At 46.0% G+C, this 14,037-nt stretch carries 9 protein-coding genes; 1 reads left to right on the top strand and 8 read right to left on the bottom strand.

The window, feature by feature from the left end; genetic code table 11:
• Positions 1-42: 42 nt before the first annotated feature.
• Entirely contained in the window at positions 43-1,227 is a 1,185-nt protein-coding gene (locus AC1RM2_RS04025; RefSeq protein ID WP_492983622.1) for a chromate transporter, read from the top strand.
• A gap of 42 nt (positions 1,228-1,269) precedes the next feature.
• Here AC1RM2_RS04025 and AC1RM2_RS04020 read toward each other — a convergent pair whose 3' ends face one another.
• From AC1RM2_RS04020 to AC1RM2_RS03985, 8 genes are all read right to left on the bottom strand, one after another.
• On the bottom strand, positions 1,270-2,427 hold the full coding sequence (locus AC1RM2_RS04020) for a L,D-transpeptidase scaffold domain-containing protein (RefSeq protein ID WP_492983620.1): 1,158 nt from the start codon (positions 2,425-2,427) through the stop codon (positions 1,270-1,272).
• Positions 2,428-2,555: 128 nt separating this feature from the next.
• Entirely contained in the window at positions 2,556-4,208 is a 1,653-nt protein-coding gene (glgP, locus tag AC1RM2_RS04015; RefSeq protein ID WP_492983618.1) for an alpha-glucan family phosphorylase, read from the bottom strand.
• 2 nt (positions 4,209-4,210) lie between these two features.
• On the bottom strand, positions 4,211-4,630 hold the full coding sequence (locus AC1RM2_RS04010; RefSeq protein ID WP_492983616.1) for a hypothetical protein: 420 nt from the start codon (positions 4,628-4,630) through the stop codon (positions 4,211-4,213).
• Entirely contained in the window at positions 4,618-7,002 is a 2,385-nt protein-coding gene (locus AC1RM2_RS04005; RefSeq protein ID WP_492983614.1) for a phosphoketolase family protein, read from the bottom strand. Before AC1RM2_RS04005 ends, AC1RM2_RS04010 begins: the two co-directional genes overlap by 13 nt.
• A gap of 8 nt (positions 7,003-7,010) precedes the next feature.
• Entirely contained in the window at positions 7,011-8,207 is a 1,197-nt protein-coding gene (locus tag AC1RM2_RS04000) for an acetate/propionate family kinase (protein WP_492983612.1), read from the bottom strand.
• A gap of 1,016 nt (positions 8,208-9,223) precedes the next feature.
• Positions 9,224-10,078 carry a universal stress protein gene (locus AC1RM2_RS03995; RefSeq protein WP_492983610.1) on the bottom strand — a complete coding sequence of 285 codons (855 nt, stop codon included), beginning with the start codon at positions 10,076-10,078 and terminating at the stop codon, positions 9,224-9,226.
• A gap of 157 nt (positions 10,079-10,235) precedes the next feature.
• Positions 10,236-12,182 (bottom strand): alpha-amylase family protein, encoded by a 1,947-nt coding sequence (locus tag AC1RM2_RS03990; protein WP_492983608.1) that lies wholly within the window; start codon positions 12,180-12,182, stop codon positions 10,236-10,238.
• Between the two features lie 484 nt (positions 12,183-12,666).
• Positions 12,667-14,019 (bottom strand): MFS transporter, encoded by a 1,353-nt coding sequence (locus tag AC1RM2_RS03985; protein WP_492983607.1) that lies wholly within the window; start codon positions 14,017-14,019, stop codon positions 12,667-12,669.
• Between the last annotated feature and the right edge of the window lie 18 nt (positions 14,020-14,037).

The raw sequence follows: 14,037 nt of genomic DNA, 5'->3' as shown, positions 1-14,037 counted from the left end.
ATTGTAACCTGGCAAAATATGCGCAGAGAGGAGAAAATACCCATGGAAGAGCAATTAACCAAACAACAACCGGCCTATTCATTGCCGGATATTACAAAATACTTTTTAAAACTGGGCACCTGGGGTTTTGGCGGCCCGGTAGCTTTGGTAGGCTATATGCAGCGCGACCTTGTTGAGCAAAAAGGCTGGCTGACGGCCGAAGAATATAAAGAAGGATTAGCTTTGGCCCAACTGGCTCCAGGCCCTTTGGCTGCCCAATTAGGTATCTATATCGGCTTTGTTCACTACGGGCTCATTGGTGCAACACTAACAGGATTGGCTTTTGTACTGCCGTCGTTTATCATGGTGGTATTGTTAGGCATGGCTTACCAGCTTTACGGCGGCTTAACGTGGATGCAGGCCGTATTTTATGGGGTAGGTGCAGCGGTTATTGGTATCATCGCGATGAGCGCTTATAAACTAACTGTTAAATCTATCAGCAAATTTGAACCGGCTGCCATGAAATCCAAATGGTTGTTGTGGCTTTTTTATATAGCCGGCGTTGTGATTACGGTTATTACCGAAAGAGAAGAAATACTATTGTTCCTGAGCTGTGGCATCATGTACATGATTATCAAAGCGCCGCCGCGGTGGATTAAAAAGCCTGCGGTACTGCCGGCCGGAATATTGATAAGCACCGGTTTCTGGAAATACGATGGCAAGACCTTGCAGGAGATTGCCTGGTTTTTTGCGAAAGCGGGCGCGTTTGTATTTGGCAGCGGCCTGGCAATTGTGCCGTTTTTGCATGGTGGCGTGGTTAAAGAGTTTGGCTGGCTTAATGAACACCAGTTTGTTGATGCGGTTGCCGTAGCTATGATCACACCGGGGCCCGTGGTTATCACGGTTGGGTTTATCGGTTACCTGGTTGCCGGTTTTCCGGGCGCTTGTGTGGCGGCTTTGGCTACTTTTCTGCCTTGTTATTTATTCACTGTCGCCTTAGCGCCATCCTTCAAAAAGATCGCCAAAAATACCAGCATCAAAGCATTTGTAGAGGGCATCACTGCATCCGTAATAGGCGCCCTGGTAGGGTCGGTAATCATTATCGGGTTGCGGTCAATTGTTGATATCCCGACAGCACTGATTGCTTTAGCTACTATAGCGGCGCTTATCTATATCAAAAAAATACAGGAACCTTATATTATTGGTATAGCTGCCGTTATCGGTTTAATCATCAAAATCAGTAGTTAAAATGCTGAAATCAGTGTGAAATCACCGGAGCAGATGGAATAATTAAGGCTTGTTAACTTTATACAAGGCTTTTTTCAATCGTGCATCGGCATAAAAAATATCTTTATAGGTAACCAGCTGGCCGTTTTTGATATCGCAGGTAAGGTAAGTAAGCGATACAGGAACAGGCTGCTTTTTGCCGATGTTTGATAACTGTGCGGCAAGTTTAGCCCGGTGTGCAACGCTAAGCAGTATAGCGGTGGTATCCCGCCTGGCCTGGTTAACAACCGGGTTTATAGTTAACTCTCCCGGCTTTTGATATGCAGGCTTGCTTATCTGTAAAAAAATCTGCCCTTTATTGGTGATGATATTTATGGCCGAATAATCCAGTCCTGCCGCCAGCAGATCCATGCCAGGTTTGTCGATTTTTATTTTGAAGTATTGATCGCCGTTTTTGGTATGTACAGTTAAGATACCTGAAGGGACGTTGATATCTACAGGTGTTTTTTTCCTGGTGCTGCACCAGCGCAGGCGCTCCATATTGATGGCTACCCGTTGCACATCGGCTACGCTAAATTCGTAACAATCCAGCTCATATAGTCCTTTCATCAAATACATTTGATGTTTCAGGGAAGCGTAAGCCTTGGTTTGAGGTTGTACGTTGCTAATCTCTTTTTCAAATTGCTGGCTTTTAAGTGCCGTAATCAGCACCTTTTCGGCATTAAACCCATTTTTAATTCCCGAGTCGATTTTTGCGGCAGGGTAATTAGGGTTAAGCCGGCCATAATGGAGGTTGTTTTCAAAAGCGAGGATTGCATCGGTTAACAGGATGTCGAACATCGCTTTTTGCCTGTTGCTAACGGGGGCGGTAGTTGATCTGAGTAACTTTAACTTATCGTACAATAACTGATCGGGATGATAGTCAGCATGTTTTAGCCCATAGGTAACTACACAATCAAGCAACAGCATAGCATCGGTAGCATGAGTTTTAACCGTATCGGGCGCTATCCAGGCCAGCTTGAAGCCAGTTTGCCGGTAAAAGCGTTGAACGCTGTTTGGAAAATAAAGATCGTTACGTTGTGCCGCTAACTGGCTTTTTATAGCGGTTGCTATGGACGTATCTTTCCTGGCACTATGTGCGGCATTTGCAACAGTGCCAATTAACAATAACAACAAAGTTACTCCTGCCGAAAAGAAAAACAAGCGGTGATATTTTTGCATCTTTATCTGATTTTAGCTTTATAAAGATCGCGCTAAAACCTGCCATTGTTCATGATGGCCGTCATGGTAAAAACTGATATTGAGCACAAAACGCCAAATCAATTAACAATTAATATATAGATACGTTACTACGGTCTATACATTTTTTCGTAATATTCGGCTGCCAGCCGCCCGGCTTCGAATGCCGGTACCACATCCGCGGCCGCCTGTTTCATGATGCCTAACCATTTTTTTGGAGCGCCATAATACATGGGCAATACCGTTTTTTCCAGCACGTCCATCAGGTTCCTGTTTTCCTTGCTGTCTTTTTCGTGCTCCTGAAACTCGTTAGGTGCTGGCTGAACCAGGAAACAGTTTTTCAGGTCTTTGGCAAACTCAGGTACCCAGCCATCGGGCAGGGAGAGGTTAATGCTGCCATTCATGGCCGCAGTCATGCCGCTGGTGCCCGATGCCTCGCGGTACATCTGCGGATTGTTAAGCCAAACATCCGATCCTTTTTTTAGCAAGGCCGATAATTGCAGTTCGTAACCGGTTAACACGGCACAGTTAGTAAATGCCCGCGTACGTGCGATGATCTGGTTGAATAAGGCGATAGAACCTTCATCCTCCGGGTAGGGCTTGCCCGCCCAGATGATTTGTACAGGATATTTAGCATTATTTACCATGGCCACAAACCTGTCCCAGTCCTGCATTACCAGGTCGGCGCGTTTATAGCCGGCAAAACGGCGGGCCCATACAATGGTCAGCACATTTGGATCAAACAGTTTTCCGCACTGGTCTGCTATCACCCGGAACAGATCGAGCTTCATAGCCTTTTTACGGGCAACAATAGCTTCTGCATTGTTCGCAGCGATGGCCTCATCTAAAGCAGCATCCCGCCAATAGGCTTTATTTTGTGCGTTGGTAATGGATGTAATTTCGCAAACACCGGGATTATCGCCCCACATTTGCCGGGCTACCTCGCCATGAAGTTTAGATACGCCATTGGCTTTACCCGAAAATTTGAGTGCCGCCAGGGTGTAGTTAAAACTATCTCCGTCCATCCCTAACAACGATTTTACTTCATGCTCCTGTAAATGATAAAAAAACGACATTTTTTTTAGCAGGTCATATCTATGCGCTTCGTTACCGGCCATTTCGGGAGTATGGGTGGTGAAAACCACTCTTTTCTTCACTTCTTCCAGGCTTTTATATTTGGCGTACAGGTAAAAGTTTAATGATACCGAGTGCCCTTCGTTCATGTGGTAAACATCTGGTTCAAAGTTTAAAATATCCAACAGCATAGCGCCGCCAACGCCTAAAATAATGGTTTGCGCTATCCGGGTTGCCTCGTTTGAATCGTATAGCCTATAGGTAATCGACTTCGACACCTCATCGTTTTCCGGAACATCGGTGCTCAGCAAGAACAAGGGCGCCGAACCAAATGTCTCCGGTTTTAACAACCAGGCTTTAACATGTACAGGCGCATCATGTACCTGTACTGTAAAAACGATACCGGTATCCTGTAAAAAGGAATATTGCTTTTCAATAAAATCGGGCTTCATAAAGCCGTTGCCATCCCTCACCTGGTCATAATAACCGTATTTCCACAGCATCCCTATGCCTACCAGGTTTTGCTTCAACTCATAAGCACTTCTTAAATGCGAGCCGGATAAAAACCCCAGCCCGCCGCTATAAATTTTTAAAGCCTGGTCAACCGCAAATTCCATTGAAAAATAAGCAACCGATGTTTTATATTTCTGATCCGGCTCATAGCCGAAAATTTCTTGTTTATTCAGCATATTTAACTTTTAATCCTATAAGGTGTCCATTTAAAACATCTGTCCTCTGTTATTTTACGTTCAACCAATTGAATATTTGCATCAACAAGGTTTATGTGCAAATCTTCATAATGGTCCATCCGGTATTGCAATAATGCTGCCATACCGGCCTCGCCTTGCTTAATGTAAGCGTTTATGCAGGCCAGCGCGCCCTCCTTGGCTTTTTTCATGGCGTTTACCAAACTGGTGGTTTGATAATATAGGCGATAACCGTCCTGTAAAGTATAAACCGCATATTTACTGTAAACAAATAAGGAAGGTACCGGCTTAAAATCATTTGCCGATACCACTTTTATCCCGGTGTCGTTTTTATCAACGCGATAGCTGCGGTAATAGGTGTGCATATCGGGCCTTACAACTACCTCTTGCGCTATTGTTTCCATTTCCAGTTAAGTATTTCGGGCATATCCTTGCCGTTGGCTTTAATGTATTGTTTGTGCTGCGTTAGCTTATCTGTTAGTTGTTGTTTTAGATAAACGCCTTTGCTGCCTGTTTGCGGCAGGCGGTCAATAACATCCATCACCAGGTGAAAACGGTCCATTTCGTTAAGTACGGTCATGTCGAAAGATGTGGTGATAGTGCCTTCTTCTTTATAACCCCGCACATGCATATTAGCATTATTGGCGCGGTTATAGGTTAAGCGGTGTACCAGCCATGGGTAACCATGAAAAGCAAATACCACGGGTTTATCAATGGTGAACAACGCGTCATAATCCTTATCGCTGAGGCCGTGGGTATGTTCGGTGCTTTTTTGAAGTTTAAACAGGTCTACAACGTTAACAACCCTTATTTTTAGTTCAGGCAGGTGTTCCCTCAAAATCGAAACCGCGGCCAGGGTTTCTAAAGTTGGCACATCGCCGCTGCAGGCCATTACCACATCAGGTTCGGCTTCCCGGTCGTTGCTGGCAAAATCCCAGATGCCAATGCCGCGGGTACAATGCTCAACCGCCTGTTGCATATTAAGCCATTGCGGCGCTGGGTGTTTGCCGGCTACGATAACATTTACATAATGATAGCTGCGCAGGCAATGGTCCATTACCGATAACAGGCAATTGGCATCGGGCGGTAAATAAACCCGCACAATGTTGGCCTTTTTGTTCACCACATGGTCAATAAAGCCGGGGTCCTGGTGGGTGAAGCCATTATGGTCCTGCCGCCAAACGGTAGATGTTAATAAAATATTAAGCGATGCTATGCGCCTGCGCCAGGGCAGTTCGAGTGTTGTTTTTAACCATTTGGCATGCTGGTTAAACATCGAATCGACAATATGGATAAAGGCTTCGTAACAATTAAACAGGCCATGCCTTCCGGTAAGCAGGTAGCCTTCCAGCCAGCCTTCGCATTGGTGCTCGCTCAGCATTTCCATTACGCTGCCGTCTGCTGCCAGGAATTCATCGTACGGAATTATTGGTGCGTCCCACTGGCGGTTGGTTACTTCAAACACAGCATCCAGCCGGTTTGATACCGTTTCATCGGGGCCAAAGATCCTGAAGTTTCGCTTTTCCTGGTTCGCCTTGATCACATCGCGCAAAAAGCGGCCGCTTACGTAAGTATCACCTTCGCCATTAGCGCCGGGACTTTCTACCGTGGTCGCATAATCCCTGAAATCGGGCAGGCGCAGGTCGCGCAGTAAATTGCCGCCATTGGTATGCGGATTGGCCCCCATCCGCCGGTCGCCTTTCGGGGCAAGTTCGGCCAGTTCGGGCACCAGTTTGCCCTGTTCGTCAAATAATTCTTCCGGATGGTAACTTTTCATCCAGTCTTCCAGCATTTGTAAATGTTCGGGCGGTGCCGAAGCGGAAACTGCCAGCGGGATCTGGTGCGAACGGAAGTTACCTTCAATTTTATGACCATCCACTTCCTTTGGCCCCGTCCAGCCTTTGGGCGACCGTAACACGATCATCGGCCAGCGCGGGCGTTTGGTATTGGGTTGCCCGGCATCATATTTTATTTGTTTAATGCGGTCAACCGCGTAGTCAAGCGCGGCGGCCATGTCCTTGTGCATTTGCTCAGGGTCTTCGCCTTCCACAAAAATGGGGTTCCAGCCGTAGCCGCGGAATAGTTGCTCCAACTCTTCATGGGTGATGCGGGCTAAAACCGTTGGGTTCGAGATCTTATAACCGTTCAGGTGCAGTATAGGCAATACAGTTCCGTCGGTAAGCGGGTTCAGGAATTTATTGGAGTGCCAGGCTGTTGCCAAAGGGCCGGTTTCAGCTTCGCCATCGCCTACAACACAGGCAACCACCAGGTCGGGATTATCCAGCACAGCGCCGAACGAATGGCTTAAGGAATAGCCCAGTTCGCCACCTTCGTGGATAGAGCCCGGTGTTTGCGGCGAAGCGTGGCTGGATATGCCGCCGGGATATGAAAACCGGGTGAACAGTTTCCGCAGGCCGTCTTCATCCTGGGTAATATCCGGATAAACTTCTGTATATGTTCCTTCCAGGTAGGTGCCGGCAACAACAGCCGGGCCACCATGCCCCGGACCAGAAACATAGATCATATTCAGATCGTATTTATTGATGATACGGTTTAGGTGCGTATAAATAAAGTTTTGCCCCGGTGTAGTGCCCCAATGCCCCAGCAGCATGTTTTTTACATGCTCCAGCTTAAGCGGTTCTTTTAGCAAGGGGTTGTGGTGCAGGTACAATTGCCCCACCGATATGTAATTTGCAGCGCGCCAGTAGGCGTGTATTTTTCTTAATAGTTCGGGCGATAATTCAGCCTGTTCTATATCTAAAATTTCGGTTTCCATGGTGAGTTTTATTTTAAAATAATAGTTTGTGTATGTTTTGCAATCATTGCTTCTTCATTAGTTTTTAGTACCATAACCTTGACCTTGCCTGTTGGCGACGAGATGTTTTTGTTATGATGGTCGTTCAGTTTTTCGTCGATGCGGATGCCTAAAAAATCCAGGTCGCGGCAAATCAGTTCGCGGATAACGGCCGAATGTTCGCCTATGCCGCCGGCAAAAACCAGCAGGTCTAAACCACCCATCGCCGCAGCCAGCGAACCGATGAACTTGCGCGCCTGGTAACAAAATGTGGTAATTGCAGCGTGGGCTTTGGCATCATGGGCTGCAAGGCCCAGTAATTCCTGCACATCACTTTTGCCGGCAATGGCCTTTAGCCCCGATTGTTTGCTGAGTAAGGTATCAAGCTGCGTGGCTGTTAATCGTCCTTGTTTCAGCAGGAACAATAATACACCGGGGTCAAGATCGCCGGAACGGGTACCCATTACCAGCCCGCCAATAGGGCTAAGGCCCATAGTAGTTTCTACACTGGTCCCATTTTTTACCGCGGCCATGCTTGCACCGTTGCCCAAATGAGCTATAATTATTTTTTGCTCTTTTACCTTTACACCATCGGCAGCCAGTTTCTGCATAATGTATTCATATGAAAGGCCGTGAAAGCCATAATGCAGCAGGCCTTGTGCGCGGTATTTATCGGGCAGGGGGTAATATTTAGCTTCATCCGGCATATCAGCGTGGAAGGCTGTATCAAAGCAGGCTACCTGTGGTAACTGCGCAAAAGCTTTTTGAAAAGTCTTGATAGCTTTTATTTCATCGGGCAGGTGGTTAGGTGCCAGGTAAATAAATTGATGCAGGGTTTTCAGTAAATCGTCTGTTATGAGTTGCGGCGCCCTGTGGTTTGGCCCGCCCTGCACCAGCCGGTGCCCTATGGCCAACAGCCTATCGTTGTATGGGCTTTTTTTAACCCAACGGATCACCGCTTTTACCGCTGTATCCAGGTTTTTAAATCCGCCGGCCTGGCCGGGCAGCGATTTTTGCTGATTGGTTATAACCAGTTTACTTGCTGTACTGCCAATAGCATCAACACTGCCCGATAACTCCTGCTGCAGCGAACCTGTATGGTACAAACTAAATTTAAGGCTGGACGAACCGCAATTAATGGTTAATAGAAAAGTATTTAAGGAGACCGCCATACTTGTTTTTATCATGCAGTTTTAAATGGACTACAATGCAAAGCTATAGCTTACTACCGGCTCGCGGAATGACGCTCATGACCATAAATAGTGATGTATATCATATCCTTAGGTACAACTCGGCGGCCTTTGAAATGTTTTGAATGGTTTTACACAAACGTTCGCTTGAACGCTGGCGGCGACTCACCCGGTCGGGTTACGGCCGACCATCTTCTCTCCGGCTGCGCCGCGAAGAGGGTAACCTCAATTTTTTATCTTTCGCCCCCTATGCGCGAAGCGGAGGAGGGGCAGATGGGCGCGGCCTCGTTGGGGTGAGTCGACTCGCCGCTATGCGATATACGTCATTCCTCCTTCAGAATCCGCGGATTTGCCACTACCTATGACATAGTTAATTTCCCTGTCATCCTGAGGAACGAAGGATCTATCAGCTGTGCATGACCGATAGAAAAGTTCGCGAATAGATGCTTCGTTCCTACCCATGACATGTTATAAATAGCCCCTCTGTCATTCTGAACGGAGTGAAGAACTACCTCTTGAACGAAGTGAAAAATCTGTTAACCGACCTGCATAGCCGACGGAAAAGTTCGCGAATAGATCCTTCACTACGTTCAGGATGACAGTTCTCTTATTGTATGTCATTCTCCCTTCAGAATTTCGCGAAATTTTACCACTCAGCATGACAGTCTTTTATTTTTGAATGTCATTTCACCTTCAGAATTTCGCGAAATTTTACCACTCAGCATGACAGTCTTTTATTTTTGAATGTCATTCCTCCTTCAGAGTTTACCTAAATTTGATAACTACCCATGACTGGCATGTGTGATTTGCACGGGGGAGACGCAATTATGCGTCTCTACAGAACCCCATTTGCAGCCATGTCATTACTGTTTTTACCAGCTGAGCTGATGGGTTCCTCGCGATGATGTTACTTATTAATGTGATAAACAGATACTTAAAATTGTGTCATTTAAGGTACTGGTAATCCCTGCCTTACAGGTTGGCAAGCATAAATACCAAAAAGGCCCCATCAACTATGCCTGGAAAACCAGTAGTGGAACAGAAAGGTGGGCAGCCATTTTTTTTGTATGACTTAGGTTAAGAATATCGCCGATAACGCTATAAGGGCCATGGTTCATGGCCAGGATATCTACCTGCCCGTGTTCACATAGCCAGGTAAGGCCTTTTTCGGCATCGGTGTCCTCCAGCGCGCGGTAATAAATGTGGGGATAATCAGCTTTGTTAGATAGCTCGGTCATCAAGAGGTCTGTCAATGGTTGCATAACCGCAGCATCATGCTTGCCGGTATAAACGTGCGTAAGCAGAATTTCGGCTTTGAGCGGCCTGGCCAATGCTATTAATTCATATATTGATTTAAGGTCATTCCCAATCTTGTTAAAATCAGTAGCAAAGGCAATCTTTTTCACTATTTGCACGCGCGCCTGCGGCGGAACGATTAACAGTGGTTTTTTGGCAGCGTCAATTAGGGCACCGGAATGGTTTCCTAACAAAAAACTACTTAAAGAGCTGTTGCTATGTTGCCCTATCACAACCAGGCCAACGTGGGCAGCTGCGCTGTGGGTGTTCACTACATTGGTAACCCGGCCAGCTTCATTTACATAACCCACTTCGGGCCTGAAGCTATCGGTTTGGTCGGTAAGTTCGAGATGGGCTTTCAGGCGTTGTAACTCATCGGTACTGTCATCTATCAATAATTCGCTTTCTTCCGCCATGCAGCTTGTAAATCCTGTTTGCGGCATTTCTGCCGGTACAATTACCGCATTGCACAGTAATACATTAGCTCTCATCTGTTTGGCCAGGTAATAGCCGTATTCGGCAGCATGCCTGGCATTGGCCGAAAAATCGGTAGGAATTAATAATGTTTTCATTTTTTGCCGTTTTAACCGGGAGTAAAGTTGGCTAAAGCACCCGGCCAAAAGTATGACGATGGTCACGGCACAAAATGATATGTGCTACAAAATCAAAAGGGGTAATGGGTGAAACATGGTTCACCCAATAGCTACCAAAAATATTGTTGGATCTGGGTTATAAAACCTCCATTAAATGAAAACCGAAGGGCTCAATAATCAGGTATCCGCCACTATTGGCAATTTCGTATTCATTGCCGGTCCAATGGTCGGTTAACGGTGTTGTAATACCCTCATTTAACCCAAAGGCTTCCCATGCGAGATAGCATACCTCATTACTGAAATTAAATATCCCGTAAAAGGTTTTGTTTTCATAAGTCCTGGCGTAGCCCGCCACATGAATGTTATATGGCTTAAACCAAGTCAGGTTATTATGATCGGCCAAGGCTGGTATTTTTTTGCGGATGGCGATTAGCTTTTGGGTGCCCGAAAAAATAATATTTTCAACTGTTCCGGGGGTGTTTATCAATTCATTTTTGTGCCAGTCAATCACCGGGCGGTGCATCCACCGGTTATCATAACTTTTAGCCTCATCGGTTAAGTACGAATAGTCGTTAGTATAGCCGGCCTCATCGCCGTAAAAAATCATGGGTATGCCACCAAGAAAAAAGCTGTGCGCCTGCATCAGTAAAATTTTTTGAACGGCGGTGTTTATTGCACCTGTATCGTTACGTTGTATTGCCTTTTCAAGGCCGCATAATGAAGCCAGCGAACCGCTGATACGGGCATCGCCCGTTTGGGGGTTCGCCGAAAATAAAGCGCCTGCCGATGGGCTCGATACAAAATTACCTGTGTAATAATCCTGCAAAAACCGGCGATGGCGATAGGGATCGTAGCCCGCCCTCCTGATCATTTCATCATCGTAACCTAAACCAATATCGTCATGGCACCTGGTATAGGTAATCCACGAGGCGCCGTATGGTTTTTGTTGCAATTGGTTTTGCGCGGCAAGCATTACACGGGTGTCGCCGGTGGCCAGCATATCCCATTGTAGCGCCATTTGGGTGGCATTGTAGGCAAAATCACATTCTTTGGCGGCAAACCGGCCGCTGCCAAAGTATTTCATAATCTCGGCCGGGGCCACAATAGCTTCGCCAAGCAGCGCCATCCCGGGCGAGGCTACCAATACGCATTGCTTAATAAGGCGCAACAAGGCATGTGCCTGCGGCAGGTTTTGGCAATTGGTACCCAGTTGCTTCCAGATGAACGCGGGCGCGTCAATCCGCAGAAGATCTACACCCAGGTTGGCGTAAAAAAATACGATATCCAGCATCTCCAGGAACACAGCGGGGTTGGTATAATTTAAGTCCCACTGGTAGTGGTGGAACACGGTCATTACCCATTTATTACACTCCGGTACGTAAGTAAAGTTTCCGGGCGAACTTTCCGGGAAAATCTCGGGCATGCTTTGGTCGTATTGATCGGGAATTGCCCTGTCATCATACATATAAAAATAATCCTGGTATTTAGGGTCGCCATTTTTTGCCTTTAGCGCCCATTCATGCTGGTTGGATGTATGGTTAAGTACAATATCCGTCATGAGGTACATTTGTTTGGCGTCCATCTTCCGGCGCAACCGTTTTAAATCGGCCAATGATCCAAACCGCTCATCTATCTTCCTGAAATCGGATACCGCGTACCCGCCATCGCTTGCAGCGGGCGGGCTTTCAAACAGGGGCATCAGGTGCAAAAAGTTTACACCCAGTTTTTCAAAATGGGCCAGTTTATTGCCAAGGTTGCCTAATGTGCCGCAAAACCTGTCGACATATAAACTCATGCCGGTAATTTGGTTGCTTAAAAACCAGTTGCCCTCTGCAGCTTTTGCTTCATCTTTATTTTTAAACGCCGCCGGCCTTTTTGAATAGGCTTTGATGATATTTAAGAACAGTTGTTCAAATACAGGTGCAGCGGCCGCGTGGTTGCCGTAGATCTCCTGATAAAGGTCTTGTATGGTATCGGCACTGGTCATCAGCCGTATATAAAATGCGTTGTCGGTACCGGCAATGTCAATATTGTATTGGTTTAAAATACTGTTAACCTGCTGATGTAATTGATGGTTGTACACGATTATAATTTTTATCCAAAAATGGGTTGATAAAAGAAGTTCTATGACCGATGGTATGGTTAACCATTTTTAATCATTTTATTGGCCTTGTTTAATTTTTACCCCGGGCCACAACAACGGCGCGATAGCGAACCGGGCAGATACCCGATTTTTCAGGCTGCTTTTTCGGAAATTTTGCGCAAAAAACCTCCATTTTATTTTTTTGAAATTACTTGTATTATTTTTGAAATAAACTGCGTTTTTTTGTTTAAAAATTGAATTTAATTACCTTATTTTTAACTATTTATGGATGAATAAAGAGCGGTTTTTAAATATAAAAGCAAGCATGTAAATTTGTACTGTTTACCCATAAATAAAAACGGTTTCTATGTTGTTTTTCAAGCATTGGGTTTGTGGAATCCGCTTTAATTTCATGAATTAGCTTCTGTTAATTTTGTCCACGATATTATACGTCACAGATCCATAAAAGATGTTATCCATGTGGTTAATGCACAGCTCCGGCGGGCACTATTACATCATCTGTTATTTTATCTTTTTTAATGCGTATGGTTGCTGCGGCTGCAATTAATAACAATACTCCTGCAAAAGTGATGGCATTTAAGGGGTTATCGCCCAGGAAATTTTTATAAATAAAGCCAAAGCTAATGGTTTGTAATATCATAGGTACAACAATCATCATGTTGATGATGCCCATGTAAACGCCATACCGCTCTTTGGGGATGCTGCCTATTACCATAATGTAGGGTACGCCCATCATGCTGGCCCAGGCTATACCAAAGCCCACCATTGGCGCAAATAGCAAATTTCTGTCGGTAAGGTGCGGGAATATCAGCAAAGCGGCACCGGCCATGAGCAGGCAGCCGATATGCACATATTTGGCGCTGAACTTGTGCGCGAGCCAAACCAGGCCAAATGCCGAACAAAAGGTAACTATATTATAAAATCCGTTTACTTTGCCGGCCCATACTACGGCCTGCTCATACAACTCTTTGTTGCCGTCGGGCGTGGTATGAAATACCGATTTAGCTATGCTTAACGATACAAACTGCCAGTAACAAAACATGGCATACCATTGAAACAGGTATACCAATGCCAGTTTCCACATAACGCCGGGCATATCTTTAATGGCCGCAAAAATTTCTTTTACCGGTTCAAAAAGGCCTCTCTTCCTGCGCCTTAGTTCGGCCAATTCCGCTTCGGTAGGCGGGATCTCGGGCGTAGTGGTTACCGACCAGATGACCGAAACGATAGAGCATATGGCGCCCACAAAAAACGACCCGAAAACCCAGTAGGGGATACCCGACTGCCCGTCGCTGGTTTTTGTACTGCCCGATATAATGTTTTTAAAAAAACCAAGCGATAAGTTGGCCAGGGTAATACCCAGGCCAGTAAAAAAACTTTGTGTTAAAAAGCCAAAGGCCCGTTGCTTTTCGGGCAGTTTATCGGCAATAAAGGCCCGGTAAGGTTCCATGGCCGTATTATTGGCTGCGTCTAATATCCATAGTAAGCCAACAGCCATCCATAGCGCCCGGCTAAAGGGAAACGCAAACAGGCAAAGGCTGCAAAAAATGGCTCCTATTAAAAAGAAAGGCTTACGCCGGCCCCAGCGCGGGTGCCATGTCCTGTCGCTTAAGGCGCCAATAAGTGGCTGGATGAGCAAACCTGTCATTGGCCCTGCTAAATTGAGCAGCGGCAGGTCTTCGGGCCTGGCGTGTAGAAAGGTATATAGGGGATTTATAGCCGTTTGCTGAAGCCCGAAACTATACTGGATGCCAAAAAAACCGACATTCATGTTAATGATTTGCCAGAAACTTAAACGGGGTTTTAAAACGGACATGGATGGTTGTTAAATTGT

It is taken from the genome of Mucilaginibacter sp. GW822-FHT03E02 (assembly GCF_058801545.1).
This window is presented reverse-complemented; position numbering and strand designations above follow the sequence as displayed.